The organism is Kitasatospora sp. NPDC057965 (assembly GCF_042887135.1).
GTDB lineage: Bacteria > Actinomycetota > Actinomycetes > Streptomycetales > Streptomycetaceae > Kitasatospora.
In genome coordinates, this window is the sequence record NZ_JBHVPZ010000020.1 from 144866 (window position 1) to 163069 (window position 18204).

The 18204-nt window shown below is 72.9% G+C and carries 13 protein-coding genes and 1 riboswitch; of the genes, 9 read left to right on the plus strand and 4 right to left on the minus strand.

Features of this window, described 5'->3' with window-relative positions:
* Positions 1-4 precede the first annotated feature (4 nt).
* Both ACFVVU_RS25610 and ACFVVU_RS25615 read right to left on the minus strand, forming a co-directional pair.
* Entirely contained in the window at positions 5-1528 is a 1524-nt protein-coding gene (locus ACFVVU_RS25610; RefSeq protein WP_387792407.1) for an aldehyde dehydrogenase family protein, read from the minus strand.
* A 230-nt stretch (positions 1529-1758) separates the two neighbouring features.
* Positions 1759-2706 (minus strand): terpene cyclase, encoded by a 948-nt coding sequence (locus tag ACFVVU_RS25615; RefSeq protein WP_380684501.1) that lies wholly within the window; start codon positions 2704-2706, stop codon positions 1759-1761.
* A gap of 294 nt (positions 2707-3000) precedes the next feature.
* Between ACFVVU_RS25615 and ACFVVU_RS25620 the strand changes: the two genes are divergently transcribed.
* From ACFVVU_RS25620 to ACFVVU_RS25655, 8 genes are all read left to right on the plus strand, one after another.
* Positions 3001-5196 carry an ATP-binding protein gene (locus ACFVVU_RS25620; RefSeq protein WP_387792410.1) on the plus strand — a complete coding sequence of 732 codons (2196 nt, stop codon included), beginning with the start codon at positions 3001-3003 and terminating at the stop codon, positions 5194-5196.
* 48 nt (positions 5197-5244) lie between these two features.
* Complete coding sequence (locus ACFVVU_RS25625) at positions 5245-6045, plus strand: hypothetical protein (protein WP_387792412.1); 801 nt, start codon at positions 5245-5247, stop codon at positions 6043-6045.
* 232 nt (positions 6046-6277) lie between these two features.
* Complete coding sequence (locus tag ACFVVU_RS25630; RefSeq protein ID WP_387792414.1) at positions 6278-7363, plus strand: aldose epimerase family protein; 1086 nt, start codon at positions 6278-6280, stop codon at positions 7361-7363.
* 308 nt (positions 7364-7671) lie between these two features.
* Positions 7672-8949, plus strand: a complete 1278-nt coding sequence (locus ACFVVU_RS25635; RefSeq protein ID WP_387792417.1) for an extracellular solute-binding protein — start codon at positions 7672-7674, stop codon at positions 8947-8949.
* Between the two features lie 115 nt (positions 8950-9064).
* Positions 9065-10066: a carbohydrate ABC transporter permease gene (locus ACFVVU_RS25640; RefSeq protein ID WP_380688632.1), complete on the plus strand. Its 1002-nt coding sequence runs from the start codon at positions 9065-9067 to the stop codon at positions 10064-10066.
* 38 nt (positions 10067-10104) lie between these two features.
* Complete coding sequence (locus ACFVVU_RS25645) at positions 10105-11016, plus strand: sugar ABC transporter permease (RefSeq protein ID WP_380688634.1); 912 nt, start codon at positions 10105-10107, stop codon at positions 11014-11016.
* A 59-nt stretch (positions 11017-11075) separates the two neighbouring features.
* Positions 11076-12782, plus strand: coding sequence for an alpha-amylase family glycosyl hydrolase (locus ACFVVU_RS25650; RefSeq protein ID WP_387792420.1), 1707 nt, complete (start codon positions 11076-11078; stop codon positions 12780-12782).
* 25 nt (positions 12783-12807) lie between these two features.
* Positions 12808-13827, plus strand: coding sequence for a LacI family DNA-binding transcriptional regulator (locus ACFVVU_RS25655; RefSeq protein WP_387792421.1), 1020 nt, complete (start codon positions 12808-12810; stop codon positions 13825-13827).
* Positions 13828-13942: 115 nt separating this feature from the next.
* Here ACFVVU_RS25655 and ACFVVU_RS25660 read toward each other — a convergent pair whose 3' ends face one another.
* Together ACFVVU_RS25660 and ACFVVU_RS25665 are read right to left on the minus strand one after the other, a co-directional pair.
* Positions 13943-14143 (minus strand): hypothetical protein, encoded by a 201-nt coding sequence (locus ACFVVU_RS25660; RefSeq protein ID WP_387792423.1) that lies wholly within the window; start codon positions 14141-14143, stop codon positions 13943-13945.
* 183 nt (positions 14144-14326) lie between these two features.
* Positions 14327-15520: a transglycosylase family protein gene (locus tag ACFVVU_RS25665; protein WP_387792424.1), complete on the minus strand. Its 1194-nt coding sequence runs from the start codon at positions 15518-15520 to the stop codon at positions 14327-14329.
* Positions 15507-15633: riboswitch (cyclic di-AMP (ydaO/yuaA leader) on the minus strand. It overlaps the preceding gene by 14 nt.
* Positions 15634-15938: 305 nt before the next feature.
* On the opposite strand from ACFVVU_RS25665, the gene ACFVVU_RS25670 reads away from it, so the two are divergent.
* The gene (locus ACFVVU_RS25670; RefSeq protein WP_380686629.1) at positions 15939-18173 is read left to right on the plus strand and encodes a hypothetical protein; all 2235 of its coding nucleotides are present in this window, start codon (positions 15939-15941) and stop codon (positions 18171-18173) included.
* Positions 18174-18204: the final 31 nt, after the last annotated feature.

The following is an 18204-nucleotide window of genomic DNA, read 5'->3' on the forward strand; positions in this document are numbered from 1 at the left end:
CGCCCTAGAACAGGCCGGTGGCCTGCGGGGAGTAGCTGACCAGCAGGTTCTTGGTCTGCTGGTAGTGCTCCAGGACGGCCTTGTGGCCCTCGCGGCCGATGCCGGAGTTCTTGTAGCCGCCGAACGCGGCGTGCGCCGGGTAGGCGTGGAAGCAGTTGGTCCAGACCCGGCCGGCCTGGATGGCGCGGCCCGCCCGGTAGGCGGTGGTGCCGTTGCGGGTCCAGACGCCGGCGCCGAGCCCGTACAGGGTGTCGTTGGCGAGCGTGATCGCGTCGTCGAAGTCCTCGAAGCGGGTCACCGCGACGACCGGGCCGAAGATCTCCTCCTGGAAGATCCGCATCCCGTTGACGCCCTCGAAGACCGTCGGCGTGACGTAGTAGCCGCCGGCCAGCGAGCCGCCGAGGTCGGCCCGTTCGCCGCCGGTCAGCAGCTTGGCGCCCTCGGCCTGGCCGATCTCGACGTAGGAGAGGACCTTGCGCAGCTGCTCGTCGCTGGCCTGCGCGCCGACCTGGGTCTCGGTGTCGAGCGGGTTGCCCTGGCGCAGCCCGCGCACCCGCTCCAGGCCGTCGGCGAGCAGCCGGTCGTAGACGGCGGACTCGATCAGCGCCCGGCTGGGGCAGGTGCAGACCTCGCCCTGGTTGAGGGCGAACATCGCGAAGCCCTCGACGGCCTTGTCGTAGAAGGCGTCCTGCTCGGCGGCGACGTCGGCGAAGAACAGGTTGGGGCTCTTGCCGCCGAGCTCCAGCGAGACCGGGATGAGGTTGCCGCTCGCGTACTGCGAGATCAGCCGGCCGGTGGTGGTCTCGCCGGTGAAGGCGATCTTGCGGATCCGGTCGCTGGAGGCGAGCGGGCGTCCGGCCTCCAGGCCGAAGCCGTTGACCACGTTGAGCACGCCGGGCGGCAGCAGGTCGGCGGTCAGCTCGACCAGCAGCAGCACGGAGGCCGGGGTCTGCTCGGCCGGCTTCAGCACGACCGTGTTGCCCGCGGCCAGCGCCGGGGCGATCTTCCAGACGGCCATCAGGATCGGGAAGTTCCACGGGATGATCTGGCCGACCACGCCCAGCGGCTCGTGGAAGTGGTAGGCCACGGTGTCCTCGTCCAGCTGCGAGACACCGCCCTCCTGGGCGCGCAGCGCGCCGGCGAAGTAGCGCAACTGGTCGACGGCCAGCGGCAGGTCGGCGCCCAGCGTCTCGCGGACCGGCTTGCCGTTCTCCCAGCTCTCGGCGACGGCGAGCTTCTCCAGGTTCTGCTCGATCCGGTCGGCGAGCCGCAGCAGTACCTGGGCGCGCTCGGCGGGCGAGGTGCGGCCCCAGGCCGGGGCGGCGGCGTGGGCGGCGTCCAGCGCGGCCTCGATGTCCTCCGCGGTGCCGCGGGCGACCTCGGTGAAGACCTCGCCGGTGACCGGGCTGGGGTTCTCGAAGTACCGGCCGAGGACCGGCGGCGTCCACTGGCCGCCGATCCAGTGCTCGTAGCGGGGGCGGTAGGCGACGATGGATCCGGGCTGTCCGGGGGGCTGGTAGACCGGCATGCTCTGGTGCCTCCTCGTGCGGTCGGGGCGCCGCCGCGGCGCGTGGGCGGCAGCGGGACACCGGGCCGCGCGCAGGGCGGCCCGGCGGAGGGTACGGACACACGCGCGGGTCGGGCGCCCCCGTGCCGGGGACGTCCGCCGGTCAGCACCCTAACCGGCGGACGCCCGATTCGGCTACGGTCCGTGCGGCCCCGGTCGACGCAGGGTGGCGTGTCGCGACCGCCGGCCGCTCAGGCCGGCTGGTAACGGCCGGTGCGGCGCTCCCAACTCAGGTAGCCGGCCAGCCAGGTGAGCAGGCCGTCGGCGTAGCGCTGGGCGACGATCCGCTCCACCCTGGCCAGGCCGAGCTCCCGGTACACGTCGGGCAGTCCGTCGTAGAGCTCCTGGCAGCGCTCCGCCATCAGCTGCGCCTCGGCCATCACCACGGCGCAGGCCTCCTCGGCCGAGCAGTCCCGCTCCCGTCGCACGATCATCACCAGGTTGTTGACGTCGCCGCGCGGCGCCTCCAGCGGGAACGAGCGCACGTCGTTGGTGAGCGAGGGGATGTCGGCGGCGAGCTGGCGCAACTGGCGCAGCACCGGGTGGTGCAGCACGGCCGGCGGTACCTCGAAGTGGCCGAGCCGCTCGATCATGTCGAAGATGGTCTCCATCGCGGCGGTGCCGCGCCGCAGCACCTGGTAGCCGGCCCGGTCCGGCGGGCGCGGGCTGATCCGCCCGGCCGCCTCGGCGGGGTGCGAGGCGAGGTAGTACTCCCAGTTGTACGCGGCGCGCGCCTGCCAGCGCGCCGGCATGCCCCGGACGCTGCGCTCCCACAGGTCGGCGAAGGCGCTCTCCACGGGGGAGCCCCGGTCGGCCGGCGCGCCGTGCAGGACGGCGATCAGCCGGTCGCAGATCGGCGCGACCTCGGTGGGGCGGCGGCCGAGCGGGCCGTCGAACTGGTCGTCGAAGAGGAAGTAGAAACCCATGAGGTCGGCGGCGAGCGCGAGTTCGTCGGGTCCGGCGTCGGGGTAGCCGAGCGCGGCGAGGTCGACCACGTCCCAGTGCGCGTAGGACGGGTGGGTCGGATCGGGCAGCAGTGGATGGCGGGTCAGCCAGGCGCGGTGCAGTTCGGTGGCGTACGGCCCGTGGTCGCTGCGACGGTGCGGGAACGGAATCTGAAGTGAAGTGTCGTCAGACATCGGACTCCCGGAGCTGCGAAGGGTGGGTGTACTGATGGGTACTGCGGTGATCGACGGGGGAGTTGGGGCAGCGCTGTCGAATGGTGAAACGGGGTCATGACATGATCAACTGGCTACGCGGGGCGTAGAGTATCTGATGCAATGATCCGACGTTAGTGATATAGGGCAATTGCCCTCGGAGGGCCCTCCAAACCCCTCAACTCGCCCCCCGCCTGCGTGAATACGCTCCAATAGGCCCCCCGCGGCGCTAACCTCGGCTCCACGAGCACGGATCGGCGAGGCGGAGGCACGACGGTGACCGAGCGGGACAGGGATTTCCGGGCGGGGGCGATGCCCGGCGCGCGGGAGGCGGACGGCGCCCCCAATCGCATCAGACTGCGTGACCGCGACGCCGAACTCCGCTCCGCCGAGGCCGCGGTGGACAAGCTCTGCCGCGACTTCGCGGCCGGCGGCACCGAGATCGGCGAGCTGCTCACCTTCTCCGGCCGGCCCGGCATCGGCAAGACCAGTCTGCTGCACGAGGTCCGCCGGATCGCCAAGCTGCGCGAGGGCGCCACCGTCCTGTTCGCCCGCGGCGGCGAGCGCCAGTTCAACGAGCCGTACCACGTGCTGCGCCAGCTCCTGCAACCGGTCCTCGGCAGCCTGGAGCCCGGCGAGTTCAGCCAGGTGATGGGCACCTGGGAGGAGGTCGTCGGCCCGGCGATGGGCCTCAAGCAGCCCCGGAAGGGCGCCCGCCGGCTCGACCCGCAGGGCGTCCGCGACGGCCTCGACTTCGTCCTCACCCAGCTCGCCCCGCGGCGCGCCCCGCTGGTGATGATCGTCGACGACCTGCACTGGGCCGACCTCGAATCGCTCGGCTGGCTGGCCCAGTTCGCCGTACGGGCCCGTGAACTGCCGGTCCTGCTGGTCTTCGCCTACCGCGACGACACCGCCGACTGGCAGCAGGAGACCCAGGAGCACCAGCGCGCGGTCGCCGCGCTCGCCACCCGCCGGCACCAGCTGAGCCGGCTGTCCCTGGTCGCGGTCACCGACATGATCCGCGCCGAACTCGGCGACAAGGCCGAGGACGCCTTCTGTTACGAGTTCTGGAACGTCGTCAACGGCAACCCCTTCGAGGTCGTCGCACTGCTCGACCAGGTCCGCGACCAGGAACTGGATCCCGTCGAGGAGAACTCCCAGCAACTGCGCGAACTCGCGGTCGACGCCACCGGGATGACCCTCAAGTCCTGGCTGGACCGGCTCGGCGCCGCCACCCTGCGCTTCGCCTGGGCCGCCGCGATGCTCGGCACCGACATCCGGCCCGACCTCGCCACCCGGATCTCCGCCCAGAGCGCCGAGGGCGCCCGCGAGTCCATCAAGGAACTGCGCAAGCAGCGCGTCCTCACCGCCACCCCGAACGGCAACCTCGAATTCGTCCACCCGCTGATCGCCAGCTCGATCTACAACACCATGCCCGAGGCCACCCGCACCGGCATGCACGGCGTGGCCGCCGCCGAGATCGAGAACGCCGGACTCGGCCTGCTCGCCGCCTCCCGCCACCTGGTGGAGACCTTCGCGGGCGAGGGCGACGACCGCACCGTCCGCAAACTGCGCAAGGCCGCCTCCGAACACCTGCTGATCGGCGCCCCCGAGGCCGCCCAGCGCTGCCTGCACCGCGCGCTCGCCGAACCCCCGGACGACCAGGACCGCGCCGAGGTGCTGTACGAGCTGGGCTGCTCCGCCCTGCTCACCGACCCCGTCGCCACCGTCAACCAGCTGAAGCTCGCGCTCGATCCGGAGGAGGGACCGCTGCGCCCCTCGATGCGGATCGACGCCACCTTCCGGCTCTCCGAGGTGCTGGCGCACAGCGGCGAACTGCGCCAGGCCGCCGTGGTCTGCCAGCAGGAGGCCGAACGCACCACCGGGGACCCGGCGGGCCGGCTGCGGCTGGAGGCCGCGTCGTTCATGTGGCACGCCTACCGCAAGTCCGAGGAGGACGGGCCGGCCCGCTCCGCCCGGCTCGGCGCGCTGTGCGAGAGCCTCACCGGACGGGAGGCGGCCGACCGGGCGGTGCTGGCCCTGCGGGCCTGGGACCTCACCCTGCGCGGCGAGTCCTCGGCGGAGGTGCTGCGGCACGCGGACCACGTCCTGGACAACGGCCGGCTGCCCAAGGGCCTCGGCTGGACCGACAACACCTGGGGCTTCGAACTGCCCGCCACCCTCGGCCTGTCCTACACCTACAACGACCGGATCGCCCAGGCCGAACGGCTCTTCTCGGACGCCATCGTCCAGTTCGAGGTGGCGGGCTGGAGCGGTGCCCACCGGGGCTTCGCCTACTTCCTGATGGGACTGGCCCGGTTCCGGCGCGGCCTGCTCGCCGAGGCCGAGGACTTCCTGCGCCGGGCGCTGCGGCTCTCCGAGCGGATCAGCGCCAAGCTGCCGCTCGCCTGGGACGCGGTCGGCGTGCTGATCGACACCCTGATCGCCCGCGGTCGCAGCCAGGAGGCCTGAGAACTCGCCCTGGAGTTCGGCTTCCACCCGCCGTACCACCCCACCGCGATGGTGCTGCCCGACGCCGCGTCGCTGTACGGCAAGCTGCTGCTCGCCGTCAACCGGCCCGCCGGCGCCGCCGCCGCGCTGACCGAGGCCGGCGCCCAGCTGGACCTGCGGGGCTGGCACAACACGGTCTGGGCGCCCTGGGCCGGACACCTCGCCATCGCGATCGCCGAGGACGAGCCGGAGCGGGCCCGCGCGTACGCCCGGCGCTCGGTCGTCGACGCCGAGCGCTTCGGTACCGCCTCGGCGATCGGCACGGCGCTGCGGCTGCACGCCCAGATCGAGGACGGCCAGCAGGCGGTCGAACTGCTGGAGCGGGCGGTGACCCACCTCGGCCAGTCGCCCGCGGGCTACGAGCACGCCGTCGCCCTGGTGGACCTCGGTGCCGCGCTGCGCCGGGTCGGCCGGCTGGAGGACGCCCAGGAGTACCTCTACCAGGGCATCGAACTGGCCCAGCACTGCGCGGCGGACGGGCTGGTCGAGCGGGCCCGGCGCGAGCTGGCCAACTACGGCCTGCGGCCCAACCGGCTCGGCGACGTCCGGGAGGCGCTCAGCCAGCCGGAGTGGGCCGTCGCCGAACTCGCCGTGCGGGGCGTGCCGCCGCAGCGGATCGCCGAACAGCTGGGGCTCCCGCTCAGCCAGGTCAACTACCGGCTGGCCGCCGTCTACCGCAAGGCGGGCAGCGGCCCGGACGGCCTGGCCGCCGCGCTCGGCCTGCCGCCCGCGCAGCGGGACGGCTCGGACCCGGTCGACCGGCAGAGCGGGCCGGACACGCTCGGGGGCGGGTTCGACCGCGCGCGCTGACGCCGACGCACCGGCGGTCGGAGCGCACGGACGGCGCGCGGGCACTCGATCAGCGCCCCCGCGCCGTCCCACCCGGCAAGGACCCTTCTCCCGGATCCGTGCCGGGGCCGTCACCTGATCCGACGGATTCCGGGAGCCAGGCCCTAGGCTGACGCCGACCCGGTCCCGTACGAGGCCCGGACCCCGGCGAAGGGCGGGCGCGCTCCGGTGGCCCGCCAGTGAGGAGCAGGCCATGGCGACGCCCCCGGCGAACGGGCCGCAGACCACCACCGTGCGGCGCGAGCCCTTCGAACCCTCGGGCGCGGGCGCCGCGATCGAGCGGTGGACGCTGCGCGCCGGACCGTACGAGGCGAGCGTGCTCACCCTCGGCGCCACCCTGCACACCGTGGTCGCCCCCGACCGCGACGGCCGCCCCGCCCAACTGCTGCTCTCCACCGACCGGCTCGCCGACATCCTCGGCCCGGCCCGCCACTACGGCACCGTGGTCGGCCGCTACGCCAACCGGATCGACCGCAGCAGCGTCACCGTCGCCGGAGAGGAGCACCCGCTCGCCCCGACCGGCGGCGGGATCACCCTGCACGGCGGCCCGGACGGCTTCGCGCACCGGATGTGGGCGGCCGAGGAGATCCCCGGCGGCGTCCGGCTGAAGCTGCACAGCCCGCACGGCGACCAGGGCTTCCCGGGCGCGCTCGACGTCACCGTCGACTACACCCTGGACGCCGACGGCGAGCTGGCGATCGACTACCACGCGGTGACCGGCGCGCCGACCGTGCTCAACCTCACCAACCACGCCTACTTCAACCTGGCCGGCGAGGGCTCCGGCGACATCCTCGGCCACCTGCTCACCCTGGACGCCGACGGCTACACGCCCACCGACGAGCGGCAGATCCCGGACGGCCGGATCGAACCCGTGGCCGGCACACCGTTCGACTTCACCACCGCCCGGCCGATCGGCAAGTCGGTGCACGACGGCCACCCGCAGCTGACCGGGCCCGGCGGCTACGACCACAACTGGGTGCTGCGCCCGCGCCCGGCGGACGGCACCCCGGCCCCGGCGGCGCGGCTGGAGGACCCGTCCAGTGGCCGGACCCTGGAGGTACTGACCACCGAGCCCGGCATCCAGGTCTACACCGCCAACAAGTTCCACGGGGCGGTCACCGGCGCGAGCGGGGTGCCCTACGGGCCGTTCGCCGGGATCGCGCTGGAGACCCAGCACTTCCCGGACTCCCCGCACCACCCGGCCTTCCCGAGCACCGAGTTGCGCCCGGGCGAGGAGTTCCGTTCGACCACCGTTCTGCGGTTCGGAACGACCGGCTGACGGGGGCGCTGCAAGGATCTTTCACCACGGAGGGTGGCCCCGGCGGCCTCGGCCGGCCGGGGCAAACCGGACAAGACGCCGCAATGCGGCCGACCATGACTACCGTGCGGCAACGCGAAGGACACGTGGGCGTAACGATCGCCCTTTCTTGCAGAAACTTGCTGCAAGGGGTTTCCGTCGCTGTCACCCCGCTGTTAACTTCCTTGCGGGCCCGGCGGCAGCAACGGTGCGGTCGGCGCGAGGCAAGGCAGCCATTATGCGCCTGTCTCCGAACATTTCGGGCACCCCCCACCCTCCAAGGAGTTCAAATGCGGCGTGGCATCGCGGCCTCTGCCCTCGTTGTGGCCCTCGCGGTCTCGATGGCTGCCTGTGGCAGCAGCGGCTCCAGCTCGGACGGCAAGGCCGACGGGCCGGTCACCCTCACCTACTGGGACACCTCGAACGCCACCAACGAGGCGCCGAACTACCAGGAGCTCGTCAAGAAGTTCGAGGCCGCCAACCCGGGCGTCAAGGTGGACTTCGTCAACGTGCCGTTCGACCAGGCGCAGAACAAGCTCCAGACCGCGATGGGGGCCAAGGGCGCCCCGGACGTCTTCCGCGCCGAGGTCGGCTGGACCGCCGCCTTCGCCAAGGCCGGCTACCTGGAGCCGCTGGACGGCACCCCGGCCGCCGCCGACGCCGCCAAGTTCCAGCCCAGCCTCGTCCAGCAGGCCTCCTACGAGGGCAAGCTCTACGGCGTGCCGCTGGTCACCGACACCCTCGGCCTGCTCTACAACAAGGACCTCTTCGCCAAGGCCGGCATCACCGCCGCCCCCACCACCTGGGACGAGCTCAAGACCGCCGCCGCCGCGGTCAAGGAGAAGGCCGGCGTCGACGGCTTCTGGCTGAAGGCCGCCGACGGCTACTACGCGATGCCGTTCCTGTTCGGCGAGGGCACCGACACCGTCGACGCCAAGGGCAAGAAGATCACCGTCGCCGGGCCGGAGGCCGTCAAGGCCGTCGAGACCTACAAGTCGATGTTCACCGCGCCCGGCACCGTCAAGGCCGACGTCACCACCGACGCCTACGCGCACATGATGGACGCCTTCAACAGCGGCAAGGTCGCGGCGATCATCCAGGGCCCCTGGGAGATCACCAACATCTACAAGGGCTCCGCCTTCGCCGACAAGGCCAACCTCGGCATCGCCCCCGTCCCGGCCGGCGCCGCGGGCAAGGCCGGCGCCCCGACCGGCGGCCACAACATCGCCGTCTACGCCGGCGCCGACAAGGCCCACAAGGCCGCCGCCGAGAAGTTCGCCGCCTTCATGACCTCGGCCGAGAGCCAGGCCTTCGTCGCGCAGAAGAACTCCACCCTGCCGACCCGCGACGACGCCTTCACCCCCGAGGTCAAGGCCGACCCCGGCATCGCCGGCTTCCAGGCCGTGCTGCCGAGCGCCAAGCCGCGCCCCGAACTGCCCGAGTACAGCTCGCTGTTCGCGTCGCTGGGCACCAACCTCGGCAAGATCGTCCAGGGCACCGCGACCCAGGACGGCCTGAACACCGTCGCCACCGACTACGCCAAGCTCCTCCCGGGCTTCGCCAAGTAGTCCCCTCCCCGCCGTCCGGCCCGCCGCCTCCCCCCTCGGCGGGCCGGACGGCCGGACCCGTAGCAGCAGTCGCCGAAGCGAGGCGGCGGACCTCCCCCCGAGAAGGTGTCGAACCATGTCAGTCGCCGTGCAGGGCGCCACCGGCCAGGGCAGCCGGCAGCGCGATCCGCGTCCGGGCCTGATGGAGCGCCTCAAGCGCTCGTACGCCAAGCACTGGTACGCCTACGCGATGATCACGCCGGTCGTGCTCGTGCTCGGCGTCCTGGTGCTCTACCCGCTCGCCCAGGGCTTCTGGCTCACCCTCACCGACGCCAACAGCCTCAACGCCGCCCGGAAGATCGGCGCCAACGAGATCCCCGCGAGCTACCACTTCGTCGGCTTCGACAACTACGCCGACATCCTCTGGGGCCCCGGCTCCTACGACCGCTTCTGGTCGCACTTCGTGTGGACCATCGCCTGGACCGCCCTGTGCGTCGGCCTGCACTACACCATCGGCCTGGGCCTGGCCCTGCTGCTCAACCAGAAGCTGCGCGGACGCGCCGTCTACCGGATGCTGCTCATCCTGCCCTGGGCCGTGCCGACCTTCGTCACCGTCTTCTCCTGGCGGCTGATGCTCGCCGACGGCGGCGCCGTCAACGGCGTGCTCGCCGCCCTGCACCTGCCCGAGCCCGGCTGGCTGGACGACCCGACCGCGCAGAAGGCCGCCGCCGTGCTGGTCAACACCTGGGTCGGCGTGCCGTTCATGATGATCTCGCTGCTCGGCGGCCTCCAGTCGATCCCCGCCGAGCTGTACGAGGCCGCCGAGATGGACGGCGCCACCGCCTGGCAGCGCTTCCGCCACGTCACCCTGCCCGGCCTGCGCACGGTCTCCTCGACCGTCGTCCTGCTCGGCGTCATCTGGACGTTCAACCAGTTCGCCGTCATCTTCCTGCTGTTCGGCAACGGCGCCCCCGACGCCCAGCTGCTGGTCACCTGGGCCTACCGGCTCGGCTTCGGCCAGCAGCCCCGGGACTACGCCCAGTCCGCCGCCTACGGCGTCATCCTGCTCTCCATCCTGATCGTCTTCACCGGCTTCTACCGCCGCTGGCTCGCCCGCAACGAGCGGGCCGAAGGCTGACCCCGGCGAACCCCGCGACCACGAAGGAGGCACCCCCGATGAGCACCACCACCGACCGACCCACCCCCCTCACCGCCCGGCCCGCGGCCCCCGCCGCCCGGCCCGCCAAGGCCCGCCCGCGCGGCGCGAACGGCCCGCTCGCCCGGACCCTGATGCACGGCGCGCTGATCCTCGCCAGCCTGATCGCGCTGTTCCCGGTGGCGTGGATCCTCTACGTCTCGTTCGGCCCGGACAAGACCGACTACCTGCACCCCGGCGAGATCATCGACAAGCTGACCCTGGCCAACTACCGCACGGTGCTGTTCGACACCGACTTCTTCCGGTGGTTCGGCAACGCCTTCCTGGTCTCCGGCGTCACCACCGTGTTCGGCGTGCTGATCGCCGCCTCCACCGGCTACGCCGTCTCCCGGATGCGCTTCCCCGGCCACCGCCCGCTGATGTGGTCGCTGCTGGTCACCCAGATGTTCCCGATCGCGGTGCTGATCGTGCCGATGTACACGATCCTCTCCGAGCTCGACCTGCTGGACAGCTACCTCGGCCTGATCCTGGTCTACTCGACCACCACCGTGCCCTACTGCGCGTGGCTGATGAAGGGCTACTTCGACACCGTCCCGGTGGAGATCGACGAGGCCGGCCGGGTCGACGGGCTCACCCCGTTCGGCACCTTCTGGCGCCTCGTGCTGCCGCTCGCCCGCCCGGGCCTGGCCGTCGCCGCGTTCTACTCCTTCCTCACCGCCTGGGCCGAGGTCGCCTTCGCCTCCACCTTCATGCTCAGCTCCGACAAGTACACCCTCGCCGTCGGACTGCAGACCTTCGTCAGCGAGCACGACGCCCAGTGGAACCTGATGGCCGCGACCGCCGTTCTGATCGCGATCCCCTCCTCGGTCCTCTTCTACCTGGTGCAGCGCCACCTGGTGACCGGCCTGACCGCCGGCGCCTCGAAGTCCTGACCGACGTCCCCGCCGACGTCCCGACAGCTCCGCCCGCCACTTCCCAAGGGATACCGTCCATGACCCAGAACCTGGCCGACACCTCCCGGCCCGCCGCCGACGCCACCGCTCACGAGGCCGGTGCCGCCGCGGACCGAGGCTGGTGGCGGGACGCGGTCATCTACCAGGTGTACCCGCGCAGCTTCGCCGACTCCAACGGCGACGGCATGGGCGACCTGCCCGGCATCCGCAGCCGCCTGCCCTACCTGCGCGACCTCGGCGTGGACGCCGTCTGGCTCTCGCCGTTCTACGCCTCCCCGCAGGCCGACGCCGGCTACGACGTCGCCGACTACCGCGCCGTGGACCCGATGTTCGGCACCCTGCTGGACGCCGACGCGCTGATCCGCGACGCGCACCGGCTCGGCCTGCGGATCATCGTGGACCTCGTCCCCAACCACTCCTCCGACCAGCACGAGTGGTTCAAGCGCGCCCTGCGCGAGGGCCCCGGCTCCCCGCTGCGCGACCGCTACCACTTCCGCCCCGGCAAGGGCGAGAACGGCGAACTGCCGCCCAACGACTGGGAGTCCATCTTCGGCGGCCCGGCCTGGACCCGCACCCGGAACCCGGACGGCACCCCCGGCGACTGGTACCTGCACCTGTTCGCCCCCGAGCAGCCCGACTTCAACTGGGACAGCCCCGCCGTCGCCGACGAGTTCCGCTCCATCCTGCGCTTCTGGCTGGACATGGGCGTCGACGGCTTCCGCATCGACGTCGCCCACGGCCTGGTCAAGGCCCCCGGCCTGCCCGACCTCGGCGGCGCCGACCAGCTCAAGCTGCTCGGCAACGACGTCATGCCCTTCTTCGACCAGGACGGCGTGCACGCCGTCTACCGCAGCTGGCGCACGATCCTCGACGAGTACCCGGGCGAGCGGATCGGCGTCGCCGAGGCCTGGACCCCCACCGTCCAGCGCACCGCCAACTACGTGCGCCCCGACGAACTGCACCAGGCCTTCAACTTCCAGTACCTGGGCACCTCCTGGGACGCCGCCGAGCTGCGCGCGGTGATCGACCTCTCGCTCGACTCGATGCGCCCGGTCGACGCCCCCACCACCTGGGTGCTCTCCAACCACGACGTCACCCGGCACGCCACCCGGTTCGCCAACCCGCCCGGCCTCGGCACCCAGATCCGCACCCCCGGCGACCGCCCGCTCGGCCTGCGCCGCGCCCGCGCCGCCACCCTGCTGATGCTCGCCCTGCCCGGCTCCGCCTACGTCTACCAGGGTGAGGAACTCGGCCTGCCGGACGTCACCGACCTGCCCGACGAGGTCCGCCAGGACCCGTCGTTCTTCCGCCAGGCCGGCCAGGACGGCTACCGCGACGGCTGCCGCGTCCCGATCCCGTGGTCCGGCACCGAGGCCCCGTACGGCTTCGGCCCGACCGCCGGCGGACCGTCCTGGCTGCCGCAGCCCGCCGAGTGGGCCGCGCTCAGCGTCGAGGCGCAGACCGGCGACCCGACGTCCACCCTGGAGCTGTACCGCTCGGCGCTGGCCCTGCGCCGGGCCCGCCCCGAACTCGGCGCCGGCACCGACGTCGAGTGGCTGGACAGCCCCGAGGGCACCCTGGTGCTGCGCCGCGGCTCCTTCGTCTGCACCGTCAACACCACCGGAGCCCCGGTGCGCATACCGGCCCCCGGCCGGCTGCTGCTCACCTCCGCCGACGCCGACCCGGTGGTGGCGGACGGCGAGGCGGTGCTCGCCGCGGACAGCACCGACTGGTGGGCGGTCTGACGTGGTTGCAATAGGCTCTGGAACCGTGACTACGGCGCGACTCTCAGACATCGCGGCGCAGGCGGGGGTCAGCGAAGCCACCGTCTCCCGCGTGCTCAACGGCAAGGCCAACGTCTCGGCCACCACCCGGCAGACCGTGCTGGCGGCCCTGGACGTGCTCGGCTACGAGCGGCCGACCCGGCTGCGCCGGCGCAGCGCCGGACTGATCGGGCTGATCACCCCGGAGCTGAGCAACCCGATCTTCCCGGCGCTGGCCCAGGTGATCGAGCAGGCGCTCAGCCGGCACGGCTTCACGCCGGTGCTCTGCACCCAGACGCCGGGCGGCTCGACCGAGGACGAACTGGTCGAGATGCTGGTCGACCGGGGCGTGGCGGGCATCGTCTTCGTCTCCGGTCTGCACGCCGACTCCACCGCCGACCACGACCGGTACGCCCGGCTGGCCGGACGCGGGGTGCCGTTCGTGCTGATCAACGGCTACAGCGAGCGGATCGACGCGCCGTTCATCTCGCCCGACGACCGGGCCGCGATGTGGATGGCCGTCCAGCACCTGGCCGAACTCGGCCACGAGCGGATCGGCCTGGCGGTCGGCCAGCAGCGGTACGTGCCGGTGCTGCGCAAGATCGAGGGTTTCACCGCGGCCATGCGCGAGGTGCTGGGGTACACGGCGCAGGAGGCGCAGGGGCTCGTCCACCACACGCTGTTCAGCGTGGAGGGCGGGCACGCGGCGGCCGGGGCGCTGCTCGACAAGGGCTGCACGGCGATCGTCTGCGGCAGCGACATGATGGCGCTCGGCGCGATCCGCGCGGTCCGGCAGCGGGGTCTGTCGGTGCCGCAGGACGTCTCGGTGGTCGGCTTCGACGACTCGCCACTGATCGCCTTCACCGAGCCGCCGCTGACCACCGTGCGCCAGCCGGTGGAGGCGATGGCCACCGCGGCGGTGGACGCGCTGCTGGAGGAGGTCGGCGGGAACGCCGCGCAGCGCGGGGAGTTCATGTTCCAGCCGGAGCTGGTGATGCGCGGGTCGACCGGCGCCCGCGCGCGCTGAGCGGACCCGGGAGAGGGCCCGGGAGCAGGCTGCTCCCGGGCCCCTTCGGTGTGCCCGGATCCCTTCGGTGCGCCCGGGTCCTTCGGGGGTCCCGGGCTCCTCGGCCTTCCCGGGCTCAGCCCTCCTGGGTGTTCGGACGCTCCTGGGAGACCCGGTGGCCGTCGGCGGCGTCGCCGGTGCGGGTCCCGGTGCGCCGGCCCCGCTCCAGGTAGTCGCGGAGGATCAGTTCGACGGCGTCCTGCGGGCTCCTGGTGCCGGACAGCATCATCACGTCGATCGCGAGATTGGCGTCGAGCGAGACGGTGACCTGTGCCATGGTGACTCCTCCTCTGGTGCAGGGCAGCAGCATGCCCGCCGCGGCCCCGTTTGGCCACGGCCGTCCGGCGCCCGGACCCGCCCCGGCGCGTCCGCGCAGGCCGAAGCCCCCGGGGAGGAGCGGCAGGACTCTCCCCGGGGGCTTCGGCGCGGCAGGTGCGGCAGGTGTGACGGTGCGGCGGGGTCAGACCCGGCCGGCGAAGTCCGGGGCCCAGTTGGCGACGGTCTGGACGCGCACGCCCGAGCTCGGGTTGGCGGCCTCGACGTACTTGCCGTCGCCGATGTAGAGCGCGACGTGGTAGACGCCGGAGTCCTTGCCGTTGTTGGACCAGAACAGCAGGTCGCCGGCCTTGAGGGCGTCCAGCGAGACGTGGGTGGACGCGGCGGCCTGGTCGGCGGCGATACGCGGGACGGAGATGCCCGCGGCGCGCAGCGCGGCCTGGGTGAGGCCGGAGCAGTCCCAGCCGCCGTTGCCGGTGCCGCCGTAGACGTAGGCCTGGCCGACCTTCGACTGGGCGAAGGCGACGGCGGCGGCCATGCTGCCGGTGGCGGTCGGGGCGGGGGCCGGGGTCCCGGCCTGCGCGGCGGGCTTGGTCGCCGGCGGGGTGGCCGGGGTCTGGGCCTGGCCCTGGGCGCCGCCCTGGTCGCGGTTGAACCAGTCGAAGCCCTGGCCGGTGGCGCGCTCGCCGAGGGTCAGGTGCTGGCCCGGGTAGATGGCGTGCGGGCCGTCGGTCAGGGTGGCGCGGTTGAGCTCGTACAGCCGCTGCCAGCCGCCCTGGACCTGGTGCCGGTCGGCGATGGTGGACAGCCAGTCGCCGGCGACCACGGTGTAGTCCTCGGCGGCCTGCTGACCGGCCTGCTGACGCCACTGCCGGCTCTGCGGGACCGCGGCGGGCTTCTCGGTGGGCTTGGCGGCCGGGGCCGGGGTCTGGGCGGCCGGCGTGGTGGCGGCGGCGGAGGAGGTGTCCACCGCGGCCGGGGCGCCGCCCTTGGTCAGACCGGCCTGGACCGAGCAGACCGGCCAGGCGCCGGGGCCCTGCACGGCCAGGACCTTCTCGGCGATCGCGATCTGCTGGTCCTTGGTGGCCAGGTCGGCACGCGCGGCGTAGCCGGTGCCGCCGAACGAGGCCCAGGTGGAGTTGGTGAACTGGAGGCCGCCGTAGAAGCCGTTGCCGGTGTTGATGCTCCAGTTGCCGCCGCTCTCGCACTGGGCGACCTTGTCCCAGGTGGCGACGGAGGCGGCCGAGGCGGTGCCGGCGGTCAGGCAGGGGATGGTGAGGCCGATGCCCGCGACGCCGAGGGTGGCGATCGCGCGACGGGTACGGCCGGACAGTCGGGTGCCGTTGGTGGGCAGCATGAAGACGCGGTCCTCTCCCACGCCTGCGAGGTGAGCTGTCGGATTCGGGCTGGAGTTGCCCGGCCGCGCTGTGGACGCGGCTTCACCCCTAGCCCCGGGCCGGTCCGTGGACCGGTCCTGGGCGAACTACCTGTGGTTCCCCCGCTCCTGCCGTGGTGCATTGCGCTGCCAGTGCGCCCGACGGCAGGACTCGGCGTCGCGGACGAACTGGGTCCGTGTGGCCACGAACGGGGAGCACGTTAAGCAGAGGCGCGTTCAAACCGCAAACATGTGTGACGCTCGTCACGGTTTACGAAATCCCGGCCGAATGGCCGCCCTTCATGATCAGAAATGACCGATTTCCCGCAACGCCGGTCGCGGCCAATGCAACTGCCTATGCTTCAGAGCGTCGGCGGCACGCCGGCACGCCGCAGCCGTCCGGGGAGAGGGCTACGCACCGATGGGCATCGACGAGGAGCCGGACGCCTCCCGTCCGGCCGTTCGGCCGGCTGGAGCGCATCGCAGGGCAAAGCACCGCAGAGCGGACATCCCACCCGAACCGACCCGAACTCACCTGACCCGCCGGGCATTACTGCGCTGGCTCGCCGTCGGCACCGCCTTCGCGGCGATCAGCGGGGAGGAGGTCCTGCGCCGCTCGCTGACCGGCGAGACCCGGCTCGTCACCCCGGCCGCCGTCATCGGGACGACCCCGACCGAGGCCGCTGGACCGATGGGCCCCGACGGCGGCCACGGCGGCGCCCCGACGGACGGCAGCGGCCCGCCGGTCGGCGGAGCCCCCGAACAGCCCGCCCCCGCGCCCACCGTGGACCAGGGCGGACGCCGCTGGTCGGACCGGGCCGGCTGGGGCGGCAACCCGCCCGGCCCGCGCGGCGCCGTACGGATCACCGACCGGGTGCTGCTCGACACCGACGCCGAGGTCGGCTCCCTGCTGGTCGAGCCCGGCGGCGCGCTCACCTTCGCCGCCGACCGCACCCTCACCCTCGCCGCCGCCGGCAACGTCGAGGTCCGCGGCGCCCTCGCCCTCGCCCCCGACGGCACCCACGTCCACACCCTGCGCTTCCCCGGCGTCGACGAGAAGCGCTTCCAGGGCGACGGCATGAAGGTGGTCGACACCGACGTCGGCCTCTGGGTCACCGGCGCGGGCTACCTGCGGCTGGACGGCGCCGCCAAGACCGCCTGGGTCCGCGCCGAGGGCGAGCTCAGGGCCGGCGACACCGCCCTCGCCCTGGCCGCCCCGCCCGCCGGCTGGCTGCCCGGCGACGAACTCGCCGTCACCCCGACCGGCCCGCCCGACCAGGAGGGCTTCGCCGACCGCTACGACCTCGTCACCATCCGGTCCGTCAGCGGAACCACCGTCACCCTGGAGACCCCGCTCAAGCACCCCCACCCGAAGGTCGCCGCCGGAGGGGGCGTCACCGTCGGCGCCGAGGTGCTCAACCTGACCCGCAGCGTCCGGGTCGAGGGCACCGCGAAGGGCCGCAGCCACGTCCACCTCACCAGCTCCCGCCGCGCCGACGTCCGGCACACCGCGCTGCGCTGGGTCGGCCCGCGCGCCGACACCAAGGAGACCTGGAAGGGCGCCGACGGCACCGCTCCGGTCACCGCGCCGGTGCTCGGCCGCTACGGCCTGCACTTCCACCGGCTCGGCGACGCCGCCCGCGGCACCGTCGTCGAGGGCGTGGTGGTCCGCGACGCCGGCAGCCACGCGTACGTCCCGCACGCCAGCCACGGCATCACCTTCCGCGGCTGCATCAGCCACGAGACCTGGGAGGACGCCTACTGGTGGGACGGGCCGCTGGACACCCGCACCCCCCAGCAGCCCTCCGACGACATCGTCTACGAGTCCTGCGTGGCCTCCCGCACCCTGCTCGAACCCAACCCCCGCGCCTACCGGCTGACCGGCTTCAACCTCGGCGCCGGCACCGGCGGCAAGGCGCTGGACTGCGTGGCGGTCGGCGTGCGGGGGGCCAACGGCGCCTCCGGCTTCGAGTGGCCGGAGAACAGCGAGGGCGTCTGGACCTTCCAGCGCTGCCTGGCCCACAACAACCTGCAGGACGGCATCTTCGTCTGGCTCAACGCCAAGCAGCACCACGTCGTCACCGAGTTCGCCGCCTACCACAACGGCGGCTGGGGCATCGAGCACGGCGCCTACCTCAACGACTTCGACTACACCGCGAGCGTGCTCTACGGCAACGCGGCCGGGGGAGTGGCCCTGCACGCGCTCGGCCGGGACAAGGGCACCGTGTTCGACGGCCTGCTGATCGACGCCGCCGGGCACAGCGACTTCGCGGTCTCCACCACCCGGCACGAACTCGCCGGAGAGTCCGTCACCTTCGGCCGCTGCCGCTTCACCGGCTACCGCCGGGCCGGGATCGCCTTCCGCGCCGGGGCCGACGGCAAGCCGGACGACCTGCTGGTGCTGGACTGCGAGTTCGGCGGCAACGAACTGTGGCTGGACCCGGAGGCCGGGCCGCCCAAGAACATCCTGCTGCGCCGGGCCGGCTCCACCGAGGTGCTCCAGGTGCGCCGGGCCGGTGAGGAGGGCACCGCCCAGCCGCGGTGGAACGCCGCCGCGGCCGTGGTGCCCACCCTGGCCGGCCAGTCACGGCCGGTGCAGGTGCCCGCGCTGCGACTGAAGGACGCCGCCGCGCCCACCACCCGGGTCGGCCGGTAGACGCCGAGGGCCCGGAGCGGACGAACCGTTC

Excerpts from the sequence above, each read along its gene's own strand:
- ACFVVU_RS25615 (WP_380684501.1), bottom strand. The coding sequence starts at position 2,706 with ATGTCTGACGACACTTCACTTCAGATTCCGTTCCCGCACCGTCGCAGC.
- ACFVVU_RS25660 (WP_387792423.1), bottom strand. The coding sequence starts at position 14,143 with ATGGCACAGGTCACCGTCTCGCTCGACGCCAATCTCGCGATCGACGTG.
- ACFVVU_RS25650 (WP_387792420.1), top strand. The coding sequence starts at position 11,076 with ATGACCCAGAACCTGGCCGACACCTCCCGGCCCGCCGCCGACGCCACC.
- ACFVVU_RS25635 (WP_387792417.1), top strand. The coding sequence starts at position 7,672 with ATGCGGCGTGGCATCGCGGCCTCTGCCCTCGTTGTGGCCCTCGCGGTC.
- ACFVVU_RS25625 (WP_387792412.1), top strand. The coding sequence starts at position 5,245 with ATGGTGCTGCCCGACGCCGCGTCGCTGTACGGCAAGCTGCTGCTCGCC.
- ACFVVU_RS25630 (WP_387792414.1), top strand. The coding sequence starts at position 6,278 with ATGGCGACGCCCCCGGCGAACGGGCCGCAGACCACCACCGTGCGGCGC.
- ACFVVU_RS25640 (WP_380688632.1), top strand. The coding sequence starts at position 9,065 with ATGTCAGTCGCCGTGCAGGGCGCCACCGGCCAGGGCAGCCGGCAGCGC.
- ACFVVU_RS25610 (WP_387792407.1), bottom strand. The coding sequence starts at position 1,528 with ATGCCGGTCTACCAGCCCCCCGGACAGCCCGGATCCATCGTCGCCTAC.
- ACFVVU_RS25670 (WP_380686629.1), top strand. The coding sequence starts at position 15,939 with ATGGGCATCGACGAGGAGCCGGACGCCTCCCGTCCGGCCGTTCGGCCG.
- ACFVVU_RS25645 (WP_380688634.1), top strand. The coding sequence starts at position 10,105 with ATGAGCACCACCACCGACCGACCCACCCCCCTCACCGCCCGGCCCGCG.